Source organism: Nocardia salmonicida NBRC 13393, from assembly GCF_001613085.1.
In the GTDB taxonomy this organism is placed as follows: domain Bacteria; phylum Actinomycetota; class Actinomycetes; order Mycobacteriales; family Mycobacteriaceae; genus Nocardia; species Nocardia salmonicida.
Window position 1 is genome coordinate 159989 of the sequence record NZ_BDBR01000004.1, and the last position, 24477, is coordinate 184465.

22 protein-coding genes are annotated in these 24477 nt (G+C 67.3%); 11 read left to right on the plus strand and 11 right to left on the minus strand.

Going from position 1 to position 24477, the window contains the following annotated elements; translation table 11 throughout:
• Positions 1-125 precede the first annotated feature (125 nt).
• Positions 126-1166 carry a LacI family DNA-binding transcriptional regulator gene (locus tag NS1_RS04815; RefSeq protein ID WP_062981991.1) on the minus strand — a complete coding sequence of 347 codons (1041 nt, stop codon included), beginning with the start codon at positions 1164-1166 and terminating at the stop codon, positions 126-128.
• 174 nt (positions 1167-1340) lie between these two features.
• On the opposite strand from NS1_RS04815, the gene NS1_RS04820 reads away from it, so the two are divergent.
• The 4 genes from NS1_RS04820 (at position 1341) to NS1_RS04835 (ending at position 5766) form a co-directional block, all read left to right on the plus strand.
• On the plus strand, positions 1341-2507 hold the full coding sequence (locus NS1_RS04820; RefSeq protein WP_062981993.1) for a Gfo/Idh/MocA family protein: 1167 nt from the start codon (positions 1341-1343) through the stop codon (positions 2505-2507).
• On the plus strand, positions 2504-3694 hold the full coding sequence (locus NS1_RS04825; RefSeq protein ID WP_062981996.1) for a dihydrodipicolinate synthase family protein: 1191 nt from the start codon (positions 2504-2506) through the stop codon (positions 3692-3694). The genes NS1_RS04820 and NS1_RS04825 overlap by 4 nt, the downstream gene beginning before the upstream one ends.
• Entirely contained in the window at positions 3691-4563 is an 873-nt protein-coding gene (locus tag NS1_RS04830) for a sugar phosphate isomerase/epimerase family protein (RefSeq protein ID WP_084503495.1), read from the plus strand. Before NS1_RS04825 ends, NS1_RS04830 begins: the two co-directional genes overlap by 4 nt.
• 102 nt (positions 4564-4665) lie before the next feature.
• The gene (locus NS1_RS04835) at positions 4666-5766 is read left to right on the plus strand and encodes a saccharopine dehydrogenase family protein (protein ID WP_062982332.1); all 1101 of its coding nucleotides are present in this window, start codon (positions 4666-4668) and stop codon (positions 5764-5766) included.
• Positions 5767-5778: 12 nt separating this feature from the next.
• On the opposite strand, the gene NS1_RS04840 is transcribed toward NS1_RS04835, so the two are convergent.
• The 3 genes from NS1_RS04840 to NS1_RS04850 form a co-directional block, all read right to left on the minus strand.
• Positions 5779-6324 carry a DUF2637 domain-containing protein gene (locus NS1_RS04840; protein WP_062982000.1) on the minus strand — a complete coding sequence of 182 codons (546 nt, stop codon included), beginning with the start codon at positions 6322-6324 and terminating at the stop codon, positions 5779-5781.
• Positions 6325-6541: 217 nt separating this feature from the next.
• The gene (hpnE, locus tag NS1_RS04845) at positions 6542-7906 is read right to left on the minus strand and encodes a hydroxysqualene dehydroxylase HpnE (RefSeq protein WP_062982002.1); all 1365 of its coding nucleotides are present in this window, start codon (positions 7904-7906) and stop codon (positions 6542-6544) included.
• 73 nt (positions 7907-7979) lie between these two features.
• A complete protein-coding gene (locus NS1_RS04850; protein WP_062982004.1) occupies positions 7980-8546 on the minus strand; it encodes a hemerythrin domain-containing protein in 567 nt (188 codons plus the stop codon).
• A 202-nt stretch (positions 8547-8748) separates the two neighbouring features.
• Between NS1_RS04850 and NS1_RS04855 the strand changes: the two genes are divergently transcribed.
• Genes NS1_RS04855 through NS1_RS04870 form a run of 4 tightly spaced genes read left to right on the plus strand, consistent with a single transcriptional unit; the run spans position 8749 to position 13243 of the window.
• A complete protein-coding gene (locus NS1_RS04855; RefSeq protein ID WP_062982006.1) occupies positions 8749-10113 on the plus strand; it encodes an MFS transporter in 1365 nt (454 codons plus the stop codon).
• A 46-nt stretch (positions 10114-10159) separates the two neighbouring features.
• Positions 10160-10819 carry a response regulator transcription factor gene (locus tag NS1_RS04860; protein WP_056820966.1) on the plus strand — a complete coding sequence of 220 codons (660 nt, stop codon included), beginning with the start codon at positions 10160-10162 and terminating at the stop codon, positions 10817-10819.
• A 16-nt stretch (positions 10820-10835) separates the two neighbouring features.
• Positions 10836-12320 (plus strand): sensor histidine kinase, encoded by a 1485-nt coding sequence (locus tag NS1_RS04865; protein ID WP_062982008.1) that lies wholly within the window; start codon positions 10836-10838, stop codon positions 12318-12320.
• A complete protein-coding gene (locus tag NS1_RS04870) occupies positions 12317-13243 on the plus strand; it encodes a TAXI family TRAP transporter solute-binding subunit (protein ID WP_062982010.1) in 927 nt (308 codons plus the stop codon). The genes NS1_RS04865 and NS1_RS04870 overlap by 4 nt, the downstream gene beginning before the upstream one ends.
• A gap of 45 nt (positions 13244-13288) precedes the next feature.
• On the opposite strand, the gene NS1_RS04875 is transcribed toward NS1_RS04870, so the two are convergent.
• Positions 13289-14992, minus strand: a complete 1704-nt coding sequence (locus NS1_RS04875) for a hypothetical protein (RefSeq protein WP_255284420.1) — start codon at positions 14990-14992, stop codon at positions 13289-13291.
• Positions 14993-15169: 177 nt separating this feature from the next.
• Entirely contained in the window at positions 15170-15958 is a 789-nt protein-coding gene (locus NS1_RS04880) for an IclR family transcriptional regulator (RefSeq protein WP_255284421.1), read from the minus strand.
• A 173-nt stretch (positions 15959-16131) separates the two neighbouring features.
• Between NS1_RS04880 and NS1_RS04885 the strand changes: the two genes are divergently transcribed.
• Positions 16132-16893: a CoA transferase subunit A gene (locus NS1_RS04885; RefSeq protein WP_062982013.1), complete on the plus strand. Its 762-nt coding sequence runs from the start codon at positions 16132-16134 to the stop codon at positions 16891-16893.
• A complete protein-coding gene (locus tag NS1_RS04890; protein WP_062982016.1) occupies positions 16890-17546 on the plus strand; it encodes a CoA transferase subunit B in 657 nt (218 codons plus the stop codon). Before NS1_RS04885 ends, NS1_RS04890 begins: the two co-directional genes overlap by 4 nt.
• On the opposite strand, the gene NS1_RS04895 is transcribed toward NS1_RS04890, so the two are convergent.
• The 5 genes from NS1_RS04895 to NS1_RS04915 all read right to left on the minus strand — a co-directional run bounded on the left by NS1_RS04895 (position 17530) and on the right by NS1_RS04915 (position 23710).
• Positions 17530-18771 (minus strand): dihydrolipoamide acetyltransferase family protein, encoded by a 1242-nt coding sequence (locus NS1_RS04895; RefSeq protein WP_174562623.1) that lies wholly within the window; start codon positions 18769-18771, stop codon positions 17530-17532. The two genes, NS1_RS04890 and NS1_RS04895, sit on opposite strands and share 17 nt — an antisense overlap.
• 26 nt (positions 18772-18797) lie before the next feature.
• Entirely contained in the window at positions 18798-19781 is a 984-nt protein-coding gene (locus NS1_RS04900) for an alpha-ketoacid dehydrogenase subunit beta (protein WP_200950501.1), read from the minus strand.
• A 20-nt stretch (positions 19782-19801) separates the two neighbouring features.
• Positions 19802-20890: a pyruvate dehydrogenase (acetyl-transferring) E1 component subunit alpha gene (gene pdhA, locus NS1_RS04905; protein WP_082844215.1), complete on the minus strand. Its 1089-nt coding sequence runs from the start codon at positions 20888-20890 to the stop codon at positions 19802-19804.
• A gap of 11 nt (positions 20891-20901) precedes the next feature.
• The gene (lpdA, locus tag NS1_RS04910) at positions 20902-22350 is read right to left on the minus strand and encodes a dihydrolipoyl dehydrogenase (RefSeq protein WP_062982018.1); all 1449 of its coding nucleotides are present in this window, start codon (positions 22348-22350) and stop codon (positions 20902-20904) included.
• Positions 22351-22510: 160 nt separating this feature from the next.
• Positions 22511-23710 carry a PucR family transcriptional regulator gene (locus NS1_RS04915; RefSeq protein ID WP_062982020.1) on the minus strand — a complete coding sequence of 400 codons (1200 nt, stop codon included), beginning with the start codon at positions 23708-23710 and terminating at the stop codon, positions 22511-22513.
• 97 nt (positions 23711-23807) lie between these two features.
• On the opposite strand from NS1_RS04915, the gene NS1_RS04920 reads away from it, so the two are divergent.
• Positions 23808-24476 (plus strand): hypothetical protein, encoded by a 669-nt coding sequence (locus NS1_RS04920; protein WP_062982022.1) that lies wholly within the window; start codon positions 23808-23810, stop codon positions 24474-24476.
• The last annotated feature ends 1 nt before the right edge of the window (position 24477 follow it).

Consider the following 24477-nt stretch of genomic DNA (forward strand, 5'->3'; position numbering starts at 1 on the left):
TGGAGTCCTAAAGCTAGTAGTGGAGCGGGGTTCGAACTGCACCCGCCGGGAATGCGCTTTCCGAAGCTGGGACCGAGGCTAGTGTGACCGGCCGCACAGTGTCAAGGGTTTCGAATTGTCGCAGGTCAGGCGGGCCGAAAAACGGTGCTGTCGCGCAGGATCACGCGACCGGGCGCGAATTCGTGTGCCTGCGAGGCCGTTGCCGAGTCGTCGAGCGCGAGCGCGACGGCGCGCTCGCCGATGTCGACCAGCGACAGCGCAACGGTCGACAGGCCGGGCACGTGGTCACGCAGCGTCGGGATATCGTCGAACCCGGCAACGCAGACGTCATCGGGGACCGCGAGGCCGAGCTCACGCCATGCCGCGATCGCCCCGATCGCCATCACGTCGCTCACAGCGAAGACGCACGGCGCGGCGGTGTCGACCTGGCCGGGACGCAGCTCCAACGCCGCGGAAAGGCGACGAGCGGCGCTGAAACCACCGTCACGGGAGAAGTCGCCCGCGATCTCCACCAGCGGCGTCACGCCCTGCGTCGCGAGCGCTTCGACGAAGCCGTTGCGCCGGTCGACAGCGGTTCTGATGTGGCCGGGCCCGCCGATGAGGGCGAAGTCCCGGTGCCCCTGCGCGAGCAGCGCATGCGCCAATTCCGCTGATGCCACCCGGTTTTCGGGCTCCACGGCCGCACCGAAGGACAGCGGCTGACCGATCACGACCACCTTGCCGCAGTTGTCCAGATACCGCGCGCATTCCTTCTCGAGATCGCGGTCGAGATCGCCGCTCTGGCGTGAACCGGCCAGGATGATCGCATCGGCGCGGTGCGAGATGAAGGTGCTCACGGATTCGCGTTCGATATCGAAATCGCGTTGCGTGCTGGCCAGCAGGACGAGTTTGCCCGCCCGGCGCGCCGCCGTCTGCACACCCTGCACGATCGAGGAGAAGTAGGGATCGGCGATATCGTGCACGACCAGTCCGATGAGCCCGGTCGACGACCGCGCGAGCGCCTGGGCCTGGGCGTTTGCCACATAACCCAATTCGGCGGCGGCCGCGCGAACCCGGTCGGCGACGCCTTCGCCGGGCACCCGCGACGATCCGTTGAGCACGCGGGACGCCGTCGCCTGGGAGACGCCCGCCCGGGTCGCGACGTCTTGCAATCTCACAGCCGCCATGGCTTGGTGCCTCGTTCTCTCGGTGCGCGGGGGTTGACCGAACTTCGTGACTAGCATAGCTTGGAAAGCGCATTCCGACGCTGACTTGTCCACTCGATGTGTGCGGGTCCATCCGCACCGTCCACGACCCATTCTGCGGTCGTCAGCCACGCAAATCAGAAGAGGCACATACCAATGCCCGATTCCACCACTCCCCCGCGCACGCTCCGCATCGCTATGAACGGCGTCACCGGTCGCATGGGCTACCGCCAGCACCTGATGCGGTCGATCCTGCCGATCCGCGACGGCGGTGGCCTGCTGCTCGCGGACGGTACCCGCGTCCAGGTCGAGCCGATCCTGGTCGGCCGCAACGCCGCCAAGCTGGCCGAACTCGCCGAAGAGCACGGCATCGCCGAATGGAGCACCGACGCCGCCGCGGTCATCGCCGACCCGTCGATCGATATCTACTTCGACGCGCAGGTCACCTCGCGTCGCGCCGAGGCACTCACCGCGGCGATGAAGGCGGGCAAGCACGTCTTCACCGAGAAGCCGACCGCCGAGACGCTGGCCGAGGCCGTCGAACTCGCCAGGGTCGCCGCGAACGCGGGCATCACCGCGGGGGTCGTGCACGACAAGCTCTACCTGCCCGGCCTGGTGAAATTGCGCAGGCTCGTCGACGAAGGCTTCTTCGGTCGAATCCTCTCGCTGCGCGGCGAATTCGGTTACTGGGTCTTCGAGGGCGACGGCCAACCCGCCCAGCGACCCAGCTGGAACTATCGGGCCGAAGACGGCGGCGGCATCGTCGTGGACATGTTCTGCCACTGGAACTACGTGCTCGAGGGCCTACTCGGCAAGGTCGAGGCGGTCACCGCGAAGGCGACGACCCACATCCCCACCCGATGGGACGAACAGCACGAGCCCTATCCGGCCACCGCCGACGACGCCGCCTACGGGATCTTCGAGATGGAGAACGGCGTTGTCGCCCAGATCAATTCGTCGTGGGCGGTGCGCGTGTACCGCGATGAGCTCGTCGAGTTCCAGATCGACGGAACACACGGCTCCGCCGTCGCCGGCCTGCGTAAATGCGTTGCCCAGCACCGCTCGCATACGCCCAAGCCGGTCTGGAATCCCGATCTCCCGGTCACCGAGCCGTTCCGCGATCAGTGGCTGGAGGTCCCTGCGAACGCGGAGCTGGACAACGGTTTCAAGCTGCAGTGGGAGGAGTTCCTCGCCGACGTGGTGAACGAACGGCCGCACCGCTACGGGCTGCTGTCGGCCGCGCGTGGGGTTCAGCTGGCCGAACTGGGACTGCGCAGCTCCGCCGAAGGCCGTCGGATCGAGATCCCGGAGGTCACCCTGTGACCGCGACATCCACGGGCGTGTCGGTGGTGCTGCCCATCGACGGCAGGCTCGAACCGTACGTTCTCGGTGCGCCGGGTGTGTGGACGCGGCCGAAGCAAGCGATCGTCTCCCGCGTGGCTTTCGCTGCCGCGCATGTGATTCCGCGTGCGGCGGGCAACAACACGCCGGGTGCGCCCGCTGCCGTCGACTGGGAAGCGACGCTGGCCTACCGGCACGAATTGTGGTCCTACGGACTCGGTGTCGCCGATGCCATGGACACCGCACAGCGCGGGATGGGCCTGGACTGGCGGGCGACCGCGGAATTGATCCGCCGATCGGGCGGCGAGGCGGCATCGGTGGGCGGCAGACTCGCCTGCGGCGCGGGAACCGATCAACTCGACCTCGCCGGACTCCCGTCAGGATCAGCGGGGCTGGCCAGGATCGTCGATGCCTACCGCGAGCAGATCGACGTGGTGACCGAGGCAGGCGCGCAGGTGATCCTGATGGCCTCGCGGGCACTCGTGCAGGTCGCGCGGTCGAGGGCCGACTACCTCTCCGTCTACGAGAAACTGCTGGCCGGTGTCGATCGTCCGGTGATCCTGCACTGGCTCGGCACCATGTTCGATCCCGCGCTGCACGGCTATTGGGGCAGCGCTGATATCGACACCGCCACCGAGACCTTCCGCACGCTCATCGAGAACAACAGGTCGAAGATCGACGGGGTCAAGGTCTCCCTGCTGGACGCGGCCCACGAGGTCGCACTGCGACGCGCGCTGCCCGACGGGGTACGGCTGTACACCGGCGACGATTTCAACTATCCCGAGCTGATCATCGGTGACGCGCAAGGACATTCGGATGCCCTGCTCGGCATCTTCGCGGCGATCTACCCGGCCGCGTCCACCGCGTTGCAGGAACTCGACAACGGCAATGCGGCACGGGCGTCGCAGATCCTCGGCGCCACACAGGAACTCGGGCGCCACATCTTCGCCGCACCGACGTACTACTACAAGACGGGCATCGCGTTCCTGTCATGGCTCAACGGTAAGCAAGCGGGGTTCTCGATGGTGGCGGGACTGTCCACCGGTCGATCCGTGCCGCATCTGGCCGAATTGTTCCGGCTCGCGGACAAGACCGGGCTGCTGTCGGACCCGGAACTGGCCGCGCACCGCATGCGGATCTACCTCGAACTGAACGGACTGGGCTCATGACATCGGTTGCGGCACAGCACATGCCCTACGACCTGGCCGATCCGTATCGGTCGCTGTCGTTGAACACGGCGACGACCAAGAGGTGGACCCTCACCGAGGCGGTGGACGGGGCAGCCCGCGCCGGACTCGGCGCGGTCGGACTGTGGCGCGACCGCGTCGACGAGATCGGTGTCGCCACGGCGGCGAAGATCGTCGCCGACGCGGGGTTGCGTGTGTCCAGTCTGTGCCGCGGCGGCTTCCTGACCGAACCGGGCGACGGCCAGGCGGCACTCGACGACAACCGCCGCGCCATCGACGACGCCGCGACGCTGGCCACGCGCGAACTGGTCATGGTGATGGGCGGCATTCCCGACCGCGACCTCGCCGCCGCACGGGCACGGGTCGAAGAGCGGCTCGCCGTGCTGGTTCCGTATGCCGCCGAACGCGGCGTCCGCATCGCCCTGGAGCCGCTGCACCCGATGTTCTGCGCGGACCGTGCGGTGATTTCCACACTGGCACAGGCATTGTCGATGGCGCAGCCGTATTCGGCGCAGACCGTGGGTGTCGTGGTCGACACCTTCCATCTCTGGTGGGATCCGACCCTGGAACAACAGATCGCCCACGCCGGCGCGTCCGGGCGGATCAGCTCGTATCAGGTGTGTGACTGGTTGAACCCGATGACCGCCGATCCGCTGTTGTCGCGGGGCATGATGGGCGAGGGCGTCATCGACTTCGCGACTATCGGTCGGTGGGTTCGCAGCGCCGGGTACCGCGGCGACGTCGAGGTCGAAATCTTCAATGCCGCGGTCTGGGCCGCCGACGGCCATGACGTGATCGAGACGATGAAGCAGCGCTACCGAGATCTGGTCCTTCCGGCCCTGGTCGGCTGAACCGGGCGGGGCCCTCGGGACATTTGGGTCGGCTGGAAACTCCCATCGACACGGTGAGGTCGATAATGTTGGCAAGTGGCCAACTACGAGGAGACGACGGCGATGCCGAAGATTGTTTTGTTCGGGGCAACCGGGTACACCGGACGCCTGACAGCCGAAGCCCTCATCGCACGCGGCGCTTCGCCCGTGCTGGCGGGACGCAACGGGGCCGCACTCGACAAGCTCGCCGCCGACCTCGGCGGGGCGCGGACCGCGGTCGCCGACGTCACCGATCCTGCTTCCGTGCGGGCTCTGCTCGGTCGCGGCGATGTTCTGGTGACGACGGTCGGCCCGTTCCTGCGCCACGGCCGTCCCGCGCTGGACGCGGCGATCGCCGCCGGCGCGCACTACTTCGACTCCACCGGCGAAGGTCCCTTCATCCGCACCGTGTTCGAGCACGACGAGCAAGCCCGCGCGGCCGGGTCAGGTCTGCTGAGCGCGTTCGGGTTCGACTACGTGCCGGGCAACCTGGCCGCCGGGCTGGCCTTGCGTGAGGCGCCGACCGCTGTTCGTGTCGACGTCGGCTACTTCATGGAGAAGCCGAGTACCAGTGGCGGTACCCGCGCGTCCATGGCGGGAATGCTGTTCGAACCCGGCTTCGCCCTGCGCGCCGGTCAGGTCGTCGCGCAGCGCACCGGCGCACGTCTGCGCTCCTTCGACGTGGCGGGAAAGAGCCTGACCGGTACCTCGATCCCGGGCTCGGAGCATTTCGCGCTGACTCGCTCCTACCCGAACCTGCGTGAGGTCGACGTCTTCCTCGGCCTGCCTCCACTTGCCGCACAGGGGTTGCGCGCGAGCTCGCGACTGACCGCGGTCGTCGCGAAGGTGCCGCCGCTCAAGCGAGGACTCGACGAAGCCCTGGCCCGAATCGTCAAGGGCTCCACCGGCGGTCCCGGCGCCGAGACTCGCGGCCGCAACCGCACCTGGGTGGTCGCCGAAGCGCGCGACGATGCCGGGAAAACTCTGGCGAGCGTCACCCTGGAGGGTGGCGACCCCTATGAGTTCACCGCGGCGATCCTGGGCTGGGCCGCCGATACGGCGCTGGGTGGCGGTTTGCTCCATTCCGGCGCATTGGGCCCGATCGACGCGTTCGGCCTCGACGCGCTCTACACCGCCGCCCTCGACGCGGGCTGGACCCGCCACCCAGTCACCTCTGCGAGCTGACAGACAGTTCCGCTATTGCCGGGTTCTCGGTGCCGTAGGTGTCGCCGACGGAGTCCGTGCCTCGCTGCGATGCTGGTCCCACCAGGAGGGGCCGTCATCGTGGGAGGGGTTCGGGTCCTTCGGCGGCATCGACGTGCTCGGTATGCCCAGGACCCGCAGTCGCCAGTCGTCCTCACGGATCGCGGCCACGATCCGGACGGGAACGACTGCCGTGAGCAGCAGGTAGTTACCCACGCAGATCATCAGACAGATCGGCGGAATGGAAACCACGATCGCGGTCCCGAGGGTTCCCATCTCGATCGGATCACGGGAGATGGCGAGGAGGTTTCCGCAGATACTGGACAGCACGGCGGCGACGAGCAGCAACTCGTAGACCCGAACCAGGGAGGTGGCCTTCTCGTCGCGGATGCCTACCAGCGTGATGAAGGTGCAGGCGACCAGCGCGACGGTGAGACCGACCACCACCGGCCACAGCCAGGTCAGGTGCTCGGCGACGCCCGCCACCCGCGCGAGGGTGGAGGTGAAGGTGAAGGATGCGATCGCGGCAGCGACAACCAACGCTGACCCTAAGCCCACTAGCAGCTTCGGCACCGTGACTGGAATAGGGCGGGGGAAAGGGTCCGTGTGGTCCATCAGGCTCCATCCTACGGTCTACGGTCACCAAACATGCACGCACTCAACAGAGTACGGGCACCCGCGGCGCCAGACGCCGTAGAAAACCGTCACGGGGGCGGTCACCTACCGCCGCACACCCCTCCCCCGATACCCACAGGGTCTACTTCGACTGCCCCAGAAGCGCTTCGACGGCACGTTCGGCGCTCTGGACGGCGCTTTCCATCGTGGCCGACCAGTCGGTGCGAGTCCAGTCGCCGGCGAGCATCAGATTCGGGACCGAGGTGCGCTGCCCGGGGCGCAGGTCGTCGGTGCCGAGAACCTGCGAGAAAGTCGCCTTCGGCATCTTCACCACATGGCCGGTCACGACTTTCGCGTCGGCGGCTTCCGGGTAGTAGCGGCGGATGAGATCCATCTGCTCGGTGACGATCTCGTCGTTGCTCTTGTGGATCTGCTCGTAGGCGCCACTGGTGGTCAGGCAGTACAGCCAGGTTCCGTCGGGGGTGAGGTTGTGCATGCGCTGACGGTCGAAGACCTGATCGATTACGCCGGTGCCGCCGATGAGCGCCTCCATGGCCGACTTCGTCTTCAGCGGCCGGTCCAGATACAGGTTCGTGCTCACGATCGGGGTGACGCCCAGTTTGTCTGCGGCGGCGTAGATTTCGGCATGTTCGGGCAGGTCGTCGAGGAGGCCGCCGATATTGGAGTTCGGGACGGCACAGATCACCGCGTCGGCCTCGATCACCGAGCCGTCCGCCAGCTGCACACCGGTCGCCTTACCGTCGGCGATGACGACCTTGCGGGCCACCGCCCGGTAGCGCACGTCGACCCCATAGCGCTCGAAGACCTGCTTCGCCCCGTCGATGTAGAGGGTGTCCAGGTCCACGGTGGGATAGCCGATCGTGACCCCCGCCCGGTCCTGCATCCCGATCCGAACCCCGGTGGCCAGCACGTCGGCGAACACCTTCGCCGACTCGATGTGCACCGGCTCCGCCGCGATGCCGAGTGCGAGCCAATCCCACAGGGCCTCACGGGCTTTCGCGGGCATGCCGACGCGCTGGAACCACTGCTCGGTGGTGATGTCGGCGAGGTCCTTCGGCTGCCACAGCGCCTGACGAACCAACCGCAGCGCCGACCGCAACGCGCGCAGCTTCTCGAGCGGGCTCGCGTCGGGGTGGGCGCCCATCAGCGTGCGCCAGGCCCTGAACCCCTTGGTGTACAACATCACCGCGCGCCCACCCGGCCAGCGCAGACTCCCCGCGCCGGGAAACTCCACGTACTGGCGGGTGCCGACGCTGTCCAGGTACCGCCACAGGCTGCGATATCCGCTGGCCACCACGTGCTGGCCGTTGTCGGGGAGATCGTTCACCTCGGCGACGTGCATAGCCTGCGTGCGTCCACCCAATCGGGCGCGCCGCTCCAGCAGGGTCACTTGTTTGCCTGCCTCCGCCAGCCACACCGCGGCGGCCAGGCCCGCCAGGCCTCCCCCGATGACGACGAACCGACGAGGGTCATGTGCATCCACCATTGATGCAATGTATCGCTAACTCTCTCTTTGCATCACGGAATGGCTGGTTCGGATCGGCCTCCCTCTCCGTCGGTCAGTTCTGTTTCAGGCTGCCCACCGTGAGCGATCCGCTCGCCGGCATCTGTCCTTTCTCTGCCGCGCGGACGTAGCTGTCGGGATCCTTGTCGACGGCCCGCACGCCGGCATAGTTGCGGGCTTCGTAGGTGGCGAAGGTGACGGCGAGCTGATGGCGCTGCGACAGTCCGGCCAGTCGCCGGAAGTCGGTGAGGCCCTCGCGTTCCTCCTCGGCCATGTGGTCGCTGTTGGCGAGGTTGGCTGCCGCCACGGCGGCGTACCAGTCGTCGGTACCGACTCCATGACGCGCTACGTCGGCCACCGCGTCCCTGATGTCGTTGTGGTCATGGATGGCGTCGAGAGTCTCGTCCTCCACCGCGCTCGTGCGTTTCGCCGCGATCCCCGTTTGCAGCAACGCGGGGTAGAAGATCTCCTCCTCTGCCTGCGCATGGAGCTCCAGAAAGGCCGCGAGCCTGTCCCAGATCGCCGACAGAGCGCCGGTGTCCCTGCGGTTGATCTGTTCCAAGATCGCGAACAGTCGGCGCTGCTCGCGGTGGTCGTCAAGGATCAGCTCGGTAATGTCCACGATTCCTCCCTGATACGGCTTGCCAGGTCAGCGCCGACGTTAACGCACCGCCGCCGTGTGTGGTCCGCACCAGCCCGAGTCTCCGGCGCGGCGATCGTCCTAAGGGAAGGTTAGGAACCGCCCGTGTGGCTTCCTTCGACTTGTGACAGCCGACACAGTGGTCTCCGACGGCGCAATGCCGCGCCGATAGAGGAGGTCCAAGGTGACAACGACACAGGCCGGTGGTGAACGGCGAGTAGTGGCGAACGTGCTGCGCGGCTCGATCGGCAATCTCGTCGAATGGTACGACTGGTACGTCTATGCCGCGTTCAGCGTGTACTTCGCGAAGGCGTTCTTCCCTGACGGCGACCCCACGGCGCAACTGCTGTCGACCGCGGCGGTGTTCGCGGTCGGGTTCATCATGCGCCCGATCGGCGGTTGGGCGCTCGGGCGCTACGCCGACCGGTTCGGCCGCCGCGCCGCCCTCACGCTCTCGGTGACGGTGATGGCCGCGGGTTCGCTGATGATCGCGGTGACACCCGGATTCCAGACCATCGGCATCGCGGCGCCGGTGTTGCTGCTCATGGCCCGGCTGCTACAGGGACTGTCCGTGGGTGGCGAATACGCCACCAGCGCGACGTATCTGTCCGAGGTCGCGTCGCCGGGTCGACGTGGTTTCTACTCGAGCTTCCAGTACGTGACGCTGGTCGCGGGCCAGCTCGTCGCGCTCGGGGTGCAGATCGTGCTGCAGCAGGTGCTCTCGTCCGAGCAGATGTACAGCTGGGGTTGGCGCATTCCGTTCCTGATCGGCTCCGGTGGCGCGATCGTGGTGATGCTGCTGCGGCGCGGCATGGACGAATCGGACTCGTTCAAGGCCATGGAGAACACGAGCACGACCGGCGAGGCGACCGCGAGCAGCTCCCGCGGTTCGCTGCGGGTGCTGCTGCAATACCCCAGGGAATGTCTGCTGGTGGTGGGCCTGACCATGGGCGGAACCGTGGCCTTCTACACCTACACGACCTACATGCAGAAGTTCATGATCAATACCGCGGGCATCTCCAAGGACACCGTGGCCTGGATCAACTTCGTCGCGCTGCTGGTGTTCGTAGTGCTCCAGCCGATCGCGGGAGGTCTGTCGGACCGGATCGGGCGCCGCAAACTGCTTATCTTCTTCGGTGTCGCGGGCACGCTGCTGACGGTGCCGATCATGACTGCCCTCGCGCATACCTCCAACGCGCTCGCGGCCTTCGGCCTGATGATGGTCGCGCTGGTGATCGTCACCGGCTACACCTCGATCAACTCGATCGTGAAAGCCGAGCTGTTTCCCACCAAGATCCGTGCGCTCGGTGTGGGCCTGCCGTACGCGCTGACCGTCGCCGTGTTCGGTGGTACCGCCGAGATGATCGCCCTCGCTCTGAAGAAGGCCGACCTCGAGTCCCTGTACTTCTTCTACGTCGCCGGATGTATCGCCGTCTCGCTGGTCACCTACTACTTCATGCGGGAGACGTCGGCCGAGTCGACCATCGATGCCGAAGCCGTCGTCGATGCGGTCGAGCCGGAGCCGACGATGGCCACCGTGCGTGGCTGACCCTCCGGAGCACGCGCCGGTCCTCGGGCTATGGGAGGATCGGCGCGTGCGGCTGGCGGTGGTCGAGGACGACGACGGAGTGGGCGACGCCCTGGTAGAGGCGCTCACCGCGCGCGGCTACCGAGCCGAGCGCTTCCGCCGTGGGGCCGACTTGCTCATCGCCCACCGCGACTTCGACGCCGTGCTGCTCGACCTCGGCCTGCCCGATGCCGACGGGCTGCAGATCCTGCGACAGCTGCGCGAGATCAGCACCATCCCGGTGCTGATCCTGACCGCCCGCAGTGACGAACGCTCCATCGTGCGAGGCCTGCGTGGCGGAGCCGACGACTATGTGGTGAAGCCACCACGAATCGCCGAGCTGATGGCACGGCTGGAGACCGTGCTACGACGCTCGGCGGCCGCCGCCGAGCAGGCGAGGACCGAAGTCGTCACCGGTGATGTCCGGGTGGATCTGCGCGCCCGGTCCGTCGAGGTGGCAGGCAGCCCGATCTCGCTCACCCAGAAGGAATTCGAGCTCGTCGAGGTGCTGGTGGAACGGCCCGGCGCCGCCGTGAGCAGGCAACAGCTCATGGACCGCATCTGGGGCGACGCGTTCGTGGCGGTCTCCCGATCGCTCGATGTCCACATGACCGGGCTGCGCGCCAAACTGAACCGGCCCGGACTCATCACCACCATCCGCGGCTACGGATATCGGTGGGGCGCGTGAGGGTCGGAGCACGGGCATGCGCCGCAGACTGCTGACAGCGCTCACCATTTTCGCGGCACTCGCGGTGCTGGCCTTCGCGGTTCCGTTGTCGCTGACCGCCGCCACCAGCCGTACGCAGCAGTTCGTGCTCGGCCGTTCCGGTGACGCCGACCGCTTCGCGACCCTCGCCGACGCGGCCGGGTCGGCGAGCGGCGTGCGGGCACTGGCCGACGAGGTCGGCCGCTATCACGAGCTGTACGGGGAGAACGTCCTGGTCGTCGATGCTCGCGGGGCGCCGATCGTCAATGCCGGGGTCGAGGTGAGCGATCCGCGGATCAGGGCCGCGGTGGCCGCGGCTCGCCGCAACCAGCGCCCGCAGCAGGTGGATCGGCTGACGCCGTGGAGCGCACCGATCATGCTCATCGCGCGTCCTGTGGGCACCGGCGTGCAGGTGAACGGCGCGGTCGTGATCGAGGCGTCGACCACGGCGGCACGCTCGGCGATCGCTAGGACGTGGGCGGTGATCGTGCTGGGCGCGCTCGGTGCGATGGTCGTCTTCGTGCTGTTGGCGCTGGTCCTCAGCCGATGGGTGCTGCGCCCACTGGCCGCGATGTCGGGCGCGGTCGCCGAACTCACCGCGACACTGCCGAAGCCACGGGGTCGCACCCCGGCGGCGATCACCCGAAAATACGGCGGGCCGCCCGAAATCCGAGCCCTCGCCGAATCCGTCGACGCCATGGCCACCGCTGTAGCCGATTCCACCGACGCGCAACACCAACTAGTCGCCGATACCGCGCACGCCATGCGCAATCCCCTCGCCGCCTTGATGATTCGACTCGATTCGCTGGAATCGGCCGTCTCCGAGAGCGCATCGGCGACCTTCCGCGGTGCGAGCGCGGAAGTGGAGCGGCTGACCGCTCTCCTCGACGATCTGCTCGAGCTGGCCGTGGCACAAGCACCCGCATCCTTCGGTGCCGCGGCATCCGCCGAGGAACACTGTGACCCGACACAGGTCGCGGCCGACCGGATCGATGCCTGGGCATCGGCATTCGACGAGGCAGGAGTACAGCTGACCACAGCACCCGCCGACCACACACCGCGGTCCGGCGAGGACGGCTCGGCGACGCGTATTCGTACTCCCCCGCCCGGCGAAGGTGCGGTTTCCGGCCCTCGCGCCCAGGCCGCGATCAGCTCGGCGGCGCTCGCCCAGATTCTCGATGTGGCGCTGAGCAATTCGTGCCGGTATGCGGGATCCGGCGCATGCACGGTGGTCGGTGTGACGGTCGAGCCGAGATGGGTGACGATCCGCGTCGCCGATGACGGGACAGGCGTCCCACCGGATGAACTCGACAAACTCACCGCCCGGTTCTTCCGCGGGTCGACTGCGGCCTCCGGCGGCACAGGGCTGGGACTGTCGATCGCGCAGGCATTGGCCAAGGCATGGGGTGCGACATTGGCGGTCGAGGCAATACCGCCGCACGGCCTCGCGGTGGCGGTCCGGGTGCCCACGGTGTCACGATGAGGGGCGGTGCGCCGATGTCGCGTCGCCGGATGCTGACCTTCGCCGCGCTCGTGTCGGCGGGCGTATTCGGATGTGGCACGAACGGCTCGGCGACAGTGCGGCTGGCCTCGGGCGAGGACGGCGGCTTCTACTACGCCTTCGGTCGACTCCTGTCCGCGGCGGCCGCGCGCGAAACCGACACCCTGCGCATCGAAACGGTGGAAACCGCGGGCTCGCAACAGAATCTGCGGATGGTCGCCGACGGTGATGTCGAAACCGCATTGGCGCTGGCGGATTCGGCGAGCGACTTCGGGGGTCGAGTCGTGGCGCTCGGCCGTGTGTACGAGAACTACCTACAGCTGGCGGTCCGCACCGAGAGCCCGGTCGACGAGGTCGCCGACTTGCGTGGACGCCGCGTCAATCTCGGCGCCGCGGGCTCGGGAGCCGCGGTCACCGGTCGGCGGCTGCTGGCGACAGCCGGTCTCGATCCCGCCGTCGATGTCGTGGTCGAGCACCGTCCCCTGCGCGAGGCCGCGCAGGCGCTGACGGACGGCACCATCGATGCGTTGCTGTGGGCCGGTGGCGTGCCGACCGCCGCACTCACCGTGCCAGACCCGATGCGACTGATCGACCTGGGCGCCCTCGCCGCACCGATGCGAGAACAATACGGACCCGTCTACGACCGGGTCGCCGTCCCCGCCGACGCCTATCCCGCGGGCCCGGCGATCCACACCATCGGCGTGGCCAACCTGCTCCTCGCCGCCGCGACTCTGCCCGACGACACAGCGGCCGCCATCGTCGAACTGCTGGTCCGGCACGCGGACACCCTCGTCCCCGACGAGGCCGCGGGCACCCAGTTCCTCGACGGTCGATCCCTGATCGGCACCGGAACCGTCCCGCTACATCCGGGCGCGGTCGAGGTCTACCGGCGCTGGCACGGTTGAACGCGCCAGCGACCCAGATCAGCAGCGTCCTCGTTCATACCTGTATCAGGAAGCCCCGGTGGCGAATTCGGCGAGACGAGTGGAGACCACTTCGGGGCGGCCGTCGTTCTGATGAGCCGCGGCGGTGAGGACGTCGATGTGGTTGTAGCCCGGGAGGTGGATCACTTCGTCGCGGGGGCTTCCCGAGTCGGCGACCGGGATACCGCCGCTGCTGCGGAAAGTCAGGATGGGGTTGCGGTCCACGCCGTCGAGGTGGATGCGATGACCGGCGAACGACGGTGCAGTCGTCTGTTGGAGGTCGAGGCTGAGACGGGTCGGGAAATACCATTCGGTGAAGTCGAGGGGCGGTTCGCAGAGACTGCGGGCCAGTTCACCGATGGCGGTCACTTCGCTGGTCGGGGATGTGTAGGGGGCGGTCAGTTCCGCTGTGTCGTCGTAATCCGCCCAGCGGTAGAGGGTGTCGGGGTGGTAGACGGTCGGCGAGACCTTCGGTGCGTCGCCGAACATGCCCATCGCCAGTGGACTCAGCGCGATCGAGTCCGGGAGCGGAAAGGATTTGCGGCCGATCGGGCCGCCGGTGGGGAAACCCACACTCGCTTGGAGGAATCCGAGTGGTTGGGAATTGTCGTCGAGGATCGCCCCGAGCACGGCTTCGTTGGTGGCGTTCAGGTCACGCACATCCGGTTGTCCGGTGGCGAACATGGCGGCGTCCTGGGAGAGCAGGGTTCGCAGGGTCGCGGCGATGTTGGGATTGTCTGGTAGTCGTCGGACGAGGTCGTTGACGCCATCGGGACTCAGTCGGGCCGCGAGGCCCGCCAGGGCGAGGAGGTTGGTGGTTTCGGGGTTGATCACCGCGGGCAGGCGTAAGACCGGCAGCGCGGTATCGAGTTGCAGCGAAACGGCTTCCACCACTCCGGCGATCGGTGCGGGAAGCTCGGGGACCTGAAGGCCACGCAGGCTCAGTCCGGCTTGAATGGTGGTGTCGAGCGCGAAATAGCCGGAGCACTGGTTGTATCCGGCGTCCTCGGTGGTTGCCGGATTCCCGTCGAAGTCCCACTCCGCGAAATAGCCGGTGACGAAGCCGCCCAGCGAATGCCCGCCGCACAGTACCTTTCGCTGGCGCACCGCTTGGTCGGGGAATTCGATCCGCAGCACGTCGTATTCGTCGCGCAGGGTTTGCGCGAGTCCCTGCTCGCGCAACCACGCTGTTTCCGCGCCTTCGGCGTACCCGCTGAACCGGCGACCGTCGGCCTCGGCGCCGCCGAAATAGTAGTCCGCCGCGGTATCGAACGATCCGGTTTGTAAGGCCGCGGCGACCCCGGTGTGGTCCTCCAAGCAGTTCGACCGCCGATCCAGTGCCCAGAATTCGATATATCGTCCCGAGTCGGCGGCCCGCGCGACGGTATTGCGCGCCACGCTGTCGAAGGCGCCCGCACCCTCGAAGACGCCGGGTTGCGCGACCAGGACACGCTCGGCGTCGGCTGAGGCCCGCGGTCCGTCGACCGCTCGCCACCGCAGATACGACAGGGTGTCGCACGCCTGCGGATGCGGCAGGCTGCCCGGCGGCAACGGCACCGCGAGAGTGACTTTCGATGCGACGACCGACGTCACCGGCGACGAAGTCGAGTACACCGTTTCCGTGCGGCCGGGCACCTCACCACTCGCGACCGGTGTCGCGGCAGACACCCCGATCGCGGCCATCGCCACTGCTGTCACCAATGCCGAGACGCTGTTTCGCCGAAGTCGCATACGAACATTCCTTCATTCACGGTCATCGATATCGAACCCTGTCCCACTGTGGGGTAACAGGAATAGGCCCGCGCCTGTTTTCGATCACAACGGCGAGCCGAACGAAGCGCAGCGGCATCACAACGAACACCCGGGTCCGGGCCCACTTATCCGGTCGCAGAATGGCATGACATGCGTTCATCGAGTGAAGGGTCCGGAGCCACGACGTTTCAGCGTCAGAGAGAGTTCGTGAGCGTGGCGGAGCAACAGCGTACCCAGCACCTCGTGACGCTCGGCGCGGAAACGGCTCTCGACCCCGTTCAGGCTCAAGGCCCACCGCGGCTCGTCGCGGCGGTCGAACACCGCCGCTGCCATTCCCCAGCTTCCCTCGACCAGCAGACCCGGATTCACGCACCAGCCTGTTTGTCGGGTCGCGTCCATACGCGGCACGAGCTCGTCACGGGTATGACTCGCACCCCACTGCGCACTCAGATCGGTGCGGCCGAGATAGTCCTCGATATCGCGGTCGGGTAGGTGGGCGAGGATCGCCAGGCCTGCCGAGGCGACACCGAGCGGAAAGCGGATGCCGACGTGCAGCACGTGCGAGCGCAGCGGAAAGCTGCCTTCCTCGCCCGCCAGGCACACCGTCTCGTCGCCGCGCCGGGCGGACAGGAACACACTCTCCCCGGTCTCACGGGCGAGCTCACGCAGCACGGGACGCGCCACATCGGTGATGTCGTAGCGCTCGGCGGCGAGCGAACCCATGAGGAACAGTTCCGGTCCGAGAAACCACAGACCCGAGCCCGCGTCGCGGTCGAGAAAGCCCTCCTCGGCCAGCGACGAGAGCAACCGATGCGCGGTAGGCCGCGCGAGATCGGCCCGACGTGCCAGATCACTGGTCGACGCTCCCACATCGCCACCGGCGGCAACCGCACGCAGCAGCGACGCCGCGCGCCCGAGCACAGATGGATTCGGCTCTCCACTCACGCCCGCATCCTACGTCCACTCAATGGACGACATGACCCCAACCTGTCCACTCGCCGAGCAATTTCGGCTCCCATGGATTTCTATCTTGCCAGTTCGAGCCGCTGGAGTGTTCTGTGAGCACGACACAAACATGCGTCCAAGGAATGAACGGTCAGACGAAAGGCACCTCAGGAATGAACTCGAAAGTGGTGGATACGGCAGTCGCCGCCGTCGCCGATATCGGCTCGGGGGCGACGTTGGCAGTCGGCGGGTTCGGGTTGTGCGGTGTCCCGGACGCGCTGATCGCGGCGATCACCGAGAGCGGGGCCACCGACCTCGCGGTGTTCTCCAACAACTGCGGCGTCGACGACTACGGCCTGGGAATCTTGTTGTCGGCCGGACGGATCGGACGGGTGACCGCCTCCTATGTAGGTGAGAACAAAGAGTTCGCGCGCCAGTACCTCGGCGGCGAACTCGAAGTGGAACTGATCCCGCAAGGCACCCTCGCCGAGCGACTGCGGGCCGGCGGTGCGGGCATACCCGCCTTCTACACCCCGGCCGGGGTCGGGACCCCGATCAGCGACGGCGGCCTCCCATGGCGCTACGCACCGGACGGGTCGGTGGCACTGGCCTCACCACCGAAGGAAGTCCGGCAGTTCGGACACCGCCGCTACGTCCTCGAAGAATGCATCGTCGCCGATTTCGCCCTCGTGCACGCCGCCGTCGGCGACACCGAGGGAAACCTGGTCTTCGAGAAGTCGGCCCTGAACTTCAACCCCCTGGTCGCGATGGCCGGTCGGATCACCATCGCCCAGGTCGAGCGGCTCGTCCCCGCCGGTGAACTCGACCCGGCACACATTCATCTGCCGGGGGTGTTCGTCCAGCGCATCGTGCACACCGGCGCCCAGGACAAACGCATCGAGAAGCGGACCGTTCGACAGGAGACCACCCGATGAGCTGGACACGCACAGAAATGGCCGCCCGCGCGGCGCGGGAACTCTCGCCCGGGGAGTACGTCAACCTCGGCATCGGCCTGCCCACCCTGATCCCGAACCACCTGCCCGACGGCGTAGCGGTGGTGCTGCACAGCGAGAACGGCATCCTCGGCACCGGCCCCTACCCCAACGACGGCGACGTCGACCCTGATCTGATCAACGCGGGCAAAGAGACCGTGACGGTCGAACCCGGTGCCTCGTTCTTCGACTCGGCGCTCTCGTTCGGCATGATCAGGGGCGGACACATCGACACCGCGGTCCTGGGCGGGATGCAGGTCTCGCGTCACGGTGATCTGGCGAACTGGATGGTGCCCGGCGCGATGGTCAAAGGCATGGGCGGCGCGATGGACCTCGTCCACGGCGCCCGCCGGGTGATCGTGCTCATGGAGCACACCACCCGCGACGGCGCACCCAAGATCGTCGATGCGTGCACCCTGCCGCTGACCGGCCAAGCTGTTGTGCAGCGGGTGATCACCGACCTCGCTGTCCTCGATATCGCCGACGGCCAGGTGATCCTGCGCGAGACCGCGCCCGGTGTGAGCGTCGAGCAGGTGTGCCGCGCCACCGGAACGCCACTGACCATCGGTACCCAGCCGCTCACGCCACAATTCTGAGCGGGCTCTCGAGAAGGGTCTTCAGGTTCGCCAGGAATTGGGCTGCCACCGCGCCGTCGATGGCGCGGTGGTCCGCGGACAGGGTCACGCGCAGGATCTTGCGGGCAACCACCTTCTCGCCGTCGAGGCGTAGCTCGTCGGCCGCCGCCCCGACCGCGAGAATCGCGGACTCGGGCGAGTTGATGACCGCGGTGAATTGCTCGATGCCGAACATGCCGAGGTTGGAGATGGTGAAGGTACCGCCCGACATCTCCTCCGCGCGCAGCTTGCGATCACGGGCGCGAATCGCCTTGTCCCGACTCTCGGTCGCGATCTCGGACACGCTCTTGCGGTCCGCGTCCCGAATCACCGGCACGAGCAGCCCGGCCGGGGTCGCTACCGCTACACCGAGGTGGATTCCCTTGTGACGCAACAGTTTGTCGCCCGCGAAGCTGACATTGACCGAGCCGTCCTTTCGCAGCGCGACGGCGACCGCCTTGACGAGCAGGTCGTTCACGCTGACCTTGCTCTCGCCCGCCGCGTCCAACGTCGCGTTGATCTGCGCCCGGAAGGCGAACAACTCGGTCACGTCGATCGCGCTGGTCAGATAGAAGTGCGGCGCCTGCTGCTTGCTCTCGGTGAGCCGGACCGCGGAGACGCGCTGAATGTTCGTCAGCGCAACCTCCTCGAACTCCCCTGAGGCCGGAACAGGTTGCACAGCAGCCACACTCGCGTCACGTGACGGCGTCGCGATCTCAGCGGGTGCCGCGGTGACGGCGCTGTGGGCCGCCTCCACGTCACGTGCGGTGATCCGCCCACCCGGACCGGTGCCGACGACAGCGTCGATATCGACCCGCATCTCACGTGCGATCTTGCGGGCCAACGGCGAGGACTTGACCACCCCGGTCCGGCGCAGGCCCGCGTGCGCACCGGGCTGTGGCGCAGCGGTCGGGGCAGTCGAGGGCGTCACCGCAACACTTTTCGGATCCGCGGGTGCCGCAGTCGATGTGGTGCCATCGCCCACGATCGCGATCGGTTCGCCGATCGGGACACGAACACCCGGCTCGGCGAGGATCTTCTCGAGAACCCCGTCGTCGTAGGCCTCGAGTTCCATCAGGGCTTTGTCGGTCTCGATTTCGGCGACGATCTCGCCGCGGGTGATCTGGTCGCCGACCTGCTTGAGCCAGGCGGAGACGACGCCGTCCTCCATGGTGTCGGAGAGCCGGGGCATGACGATTTCGGGCATGATTGCGTCCGTCCTGTTCCTGGTTCTCAGCGCCGCCGGCCGACGGCCGCCAGAGTTTCCGTCACCGCGGTGTAAAGCGATTCCGCGGACGGCAAGGCGAGTTTCTCCAGCGGCTTGGCGTAGGGCAGCGGAACCTCGGCCATGGCGACGCGACGGACCGGCGCGTCGAGGTAATCGAACGCACCGTCGGAGATGGACGCCGCGATCTCCGCGCCGATGCCGTAGGTGAGCCAGTCGTCCTCGCCGATCACCGCGCAACCGGTCTTGCGCACCGATGCCACGATGGTGTCGCGGTCCAGCGGACGCAGGCTGCGCAGGTCGATCACCTCCACCGAAATACCCTCGCCCGCAAGGCGTTGCGCGACCTCGGTCGCGACGGTGGCCATCCGCGAATAGCCGATCAGCGTGATGTCGGTGCCCTCCCGGGTGACCGCCGCTTTGCCGATCTGGACAGGCGGAAGATCCTCGGGGACTTCGCCTTTGGTGTTGTACAGCGACAGGTTCTCCAGGAACAACACCGGATCGTCATCGGAGATCGCCGCCTTGAGCAACGCCCGCGCATCAGCGGGAGTGCTGGGCGCCACGACCTTCAGGCCGGGCACGAAGGCGTAGTACAACTCGATATTCTGCGAATGCGTCGCCCCGAGTTGCTGGCCGCCGCCACCGGGCGTCCGGATCACCATGGGCACATTGGTCTGCCCGCCGAACATGCCGTAGATCTTCGCGGCATGGTTGACGATCTGATCCAGCGCCAGCAGCGAGAAGTTGATCGTCATGATCTCCACGACCGGGCGCAAACCGAGCATCGCGGCGCCGATCGCCGCACCGACGAACCCTTCCTCGGCGATGGGGGTGTCGCGCACCCGCTTCTCGCCGAACTCCTCGAGCAGACCGGCGGTGATCTTGTAGGAGCCTTCGAAGACGCCGATCTCCTCACCGATCAGAAAAACATCGTCATCGCGGCGCATTTCTTCGCGCAGGGTTTCGCGCAGCGCTTCGCGATAGGTCATGACAGGCACAGTGAATGTCCTCAGTGGGTGAAGAGCGGATCGGCGGGCAGACGGCGGGAATCGCCCGGCACGGGAGTGGCGTAGGTGTAGTCGAACAGGCTCGACGGCTCCGGATGCGGGCTCGAATCGGCGAATTCGACGGCGGCGGCAACTCCGTCGGCCACCTCGCGGTCGACATCGGCCAGCGCCTGTTCGGTCAGCACCCCGGCGGCGAGCAATCGGCGCTGCCACAGCTCGATCGGATCGTGCTCGCGTGCCGCGGCGACGGTATCGGTGCTGCGGTACTTGGCCGGGTCGACCACCGAGTGGCCCTTGAGCCGGTAGCTCACCGCTTCGAGCAGCGCGGGTTTGCCATCGCGGCGGGCGTCTTCGATGAGCTCGCTCGCCAGGTCGCGCACGGCCAGCACATCGGTGCCGTCGACCCGCTCGCCCCGCATGCGGTACGCGGCGGCGCGCTTCCACAGATCCGGTTCGGCCGAGGACTTCTCGACTGTGGTGCCCATGCCGGTCTGGTTGTTGATCACCAGGAACACCACCGGCAGCCGCCACAGCGCCGCGATATTGAGCGACTCGTGGAAGGCGCCGATGTTGGTGGTGCCCTCCCCCATCTGACATACCACGACGTCGTCGCCGTCGCGGTAGTCGATGGCCAGCGCCGCACCGATGGCCAGCGGAACCTGTCCGCCCACGATGGCGTAGCCGCCCAGCAGCCGGGTCGCGGTGTCGTACATGTGCATCGAGCCGCCCCAGCCCTTCGAGGTGCCGGTGGAGCGCCCGTACAGTTCGGCCATCACTCGACCGGGTTCGATGCCCTTGGCCAGTGCGTAGCCGTGTTCGCGGTAGTTGGTGAACAGGTAGTCGGTGGGGCGCATCGCGGCGCCGAGGCCGACCACGGTGGCTTCTTCGCCGAGGTTGAGATGGCAGTAGCCGCCGATCTTGGCCTGCTGGTAGCTCTGCGCGGTGCGTTCCTCGAAGCGCCGGATGAACAGCATGTCGCGGTAGAGACCACGCAGGATCTCGGGATTCTCGGCCGCGACGGCGGAGTCGATATCCGAAGCGGTCTCGGTCTGCTCGCGGGCGGGCGTGCTCCGCGCGGTGGTCGTGGTCATGGTCTAGCTCCTCAACGCTTGCGTGGCGCGATGTGCACCGGCAGTCCGAGTCCGGCCATGGCCGCCTCCATACCGATCTCGCCGAGTGTGGGGTGGGCGTGAATGGTGTCGGCCAGCTCGTCGAGCGTGGCTTCCAGTGAGATCGCCAGTGCGCCCTCGGCGATCAGATCGCTGGCGGACGGGCCGATGATGTGCACGCCGAGCACTTCCTGATGCGCTTGCCCCGCAACGATTTTGATGAAGCCGTCGGTCTCGCCGAAGGTCTTGGCCCGGCCGAGCGCCGCGAACGGGAACTTGGCGGTGATCACCTCGTGTCCGGCGGCGCGGGCGGCTTCTTCGGTGAGCCCGACGCTCGCGATCTCCGGGTGGGTGAAGGTCGCGGCCGGGATGACCGAGTAATCGATGTGGGCCTCGTGCCCGGTGATCACCTCGGCCGCGGTGATGCCCTGGTGCGAGGCGACGTGGGCGAGCAACGCCCGACCGGTCACGTCGCCGATGGCGTACACGTGCTCGACCCCGGTCCGCAGTCGATCGTCGACTTCGATGAAACCGCGTGCGTCCGTAGCGATTCCGGCTACATCGAGCCCGAGTTCCGCGGTATTGGGTGCTCGCCCGACTCCGACGAGCACCACGTCGGCATCCAGGTCGGCTGCCGCCGGACCGCCGACCGAGACCCGCAGTACGTCGCCCTCGGTGATAGCGGTGACCGTGGCCCCGGTCAGGACGGTGATGCCGCGCTTGCGGAACGAGCGCCCGAGCGCGTCGCCGATCTCCTTGTCCTCCAACGGAACCAGGCGATCCTGCATTTCCACGACGGTGACCTGACTGCCGAACGTGGCGAACAGGCTGGCCCATTCCGCCCCGACCGCACTGCCGCCGATGATGACCAACCGTTGCGGCACCTCGGTCAGCCCGAACGCGCCGTCGGAGGTGACGACGCCGGGCAACTCAGCGCCCGGAATCGGCGGCTGAACCGGCACCGAACCGGTCGCGATGATCACGTCGCGCGCGCTCACCCGGCGAATCGCGGCTCCCGCGGCGGCGGCGTAGCGGGGGCCGTCGTCGAAGATCGGCGAGGCGCCGACCTCGTGCACCTCCACCACGGTCGGCTCGACGAACCGGGCGTGACCCTCGATCACCGTCACCCCGTTGGCCTTCAGCAGACCCGCCACACCGTCGGTCAGTTCTTTGACGATGGAGTCCTTGCGTTGCCGGACCGCGGCGAAGTCGTAGCGCACATTGTCGGCGTAGACCCCGAATTCAGCTGCGCTCGCGAGGGTGTGGAAGACCTCCGCCGAGCGGAGCATCGCCTTGGTGGGGATACAACCCCAGTTCAGGCAGACACCGCCGGGGCGCTCCTTCTCCACCACGCAGACCTTCAGGCCACGTTGCGCGGCGCGGATGGCGGCCACATATCCGCCCGGTCCACCACCGATCACCAATAGATCGAATTCCGGCACTCGTGGTGCTCCTCAGCTCGACGATCGACCCATCCACGGTCGTGGCTTGGATCATCTGTCGAGTCTCACGGTCCACAAATGCACAAACAATCTACCGACAGCCCAGAATTAGGGGCTCGAAAATGGGCGCAGCGCCCAATCTGTCCTGGCGGTGTGGCACTCAGCCCGGTGTCCGCGCGCCCATCTCCAGCGCGGCCAAGGCGAGGGAAAGCTCCAGGTAGGACCGTTGTCCTTCGAGTCGTCGACCCAACAGGGCGGAGATCCGCTGTAGCCGGTTGATCACGGTGTTGCGATGGCAGTGCAGTCGGGGCGCGGCATTCGCCGCCGAACAGTTCTCCTCCAGCCAGACCGCCAGCGTGCGCAACAAGATCTGGTGCTCTTTCGTCGGCAGTTCCAGCACGGGGCCGAGGGTGCGAGTGACCATCAGCGCGGTCAGGTCGGGCGAGCGCAGCAACAGCGCTTCCGGGTAGCGCTGCTCCAACGACACCAACCCCCGCTCCGTGTCCGGCAAGGTCTCCAAGCCGAGCATCGCCAACGCGTGCCCGGTCTCGATCTGCGCCAGCCCCTGCACCACGGGTGACGCCGCTGCTCGACCACGGATGCGATTCCGTACCTGGTCCAGCACCGCGGAACCGTCCCGCTGCTCGAGCGAGACCAGCCCCACCACAGTCTCGACGCGGTCGTGCCAGACCGACCGGATGCCCAAGGCCGCCAACGCGGCCTCGGTACCTATCTCCACGTTCGGGCGCTCTCCCCGCACGGCGACCACCAGGTACCCGCCGTGGGCGGGCACGTTCAGCTCCCGCGCGGCACGCGCGGCGAATGTCGCGTCGCGGGCACTGCCCGCCAGCAGATCCTCGATCAAGCCGTGCCGACGACGCTCGTCGCGACGTACCTGCTCCAATTCGGTGCTGCGATAGGAGGTGACCAGCGCCGACGACATGCCGTCGATAGCCGACCACGTGGCCACACCGATCTTGCGAACCTCGGCGGGCGGGAGTTCGCCTGCCTTGTCGAGTAGCGCCTCCCACACGATCTGACCGCCGAGCCGGAACGTCCGCAACATCACCTCCAGCGGCACGCCCTGCGCCGCACGATTGCGGCCGATGGCAGCGGCGACATCATCACGACCGGGGACGCTCACCTCACCGGCGACCAGATCCAGCACCCTGGTCAGATAGCGGCAACACGCGGTGTGCAGATCCTCCCGGCTGACCGGCGAGTAATCCGTCCACTCCGGGATGTCGGTGAAGATCGCGGCGATCAGCTGCCGAGTGAGCACCGGGATATCGGTTCGGCACGCAGCCACCAACCGCCTCGTACCCGCTGAGATCGGGGTGTGCTTGGTTCTCGCAGCCATAACGCCAGACGCTACGCCCGGGCGCGCCGCTGATCCGCACGCTTACCGTGTAGTCGACGCTCGCCTAGCCGCTCGGCCCGACACCGAAGGAACACCGATGGGTTTCGAAAACGAGGAGTTCGATTGTGACAGCCCACCATTGGCGATCTCCCCCGACCAGGCCCGCCGGTATTGGTTCGAGCACAGCCGCCACGATTGCGATCTCGGCGCCGCCGCGTGGGAGATCCTGACCGGATCCCGTGGCATCCCGTGGCCGCACGCAGCCCACCTCCAGAACCCCCGGGACTGGATGGATGCCTATCGACAGCGAGGTCTACCTACCGACATCACCGCCGACGGATCCGGGGTCGAGCTGGTATGCGACGACACCGTCACCGCTTTGCTCGTCCCCGCCGGACTCGCCGCCGCGACCTACGACCACAACGCGTTGGCGGTCCCCACCCTCGCCACGGCGCCACCGTATGTTCCGCTGCACCGGTGGGCGATGCTCACCAGGACCGCGCCCCTGTCCGACGAAGCCACCGGAGTCCTCGCCGATCTCCACGTCACCGTCCTCGCGCCCGGCGATCGGCTACGGCTCCCCACCGGACCCGACAGCCGCCTCGACCCACCGCATTACTGGCACGAATGGCCCCGAGAGGCCCATCCGGGCAAGCCGTACCTCGTTCTGCTGCTCCAAGTCGCCAACGTCCTGCTGCTCGGTAGCAGGGCCGGGTGCAGCCTGGTACCGATCAACGGTCGGCTCGAGGTCCGGCGCCACCGGTGAT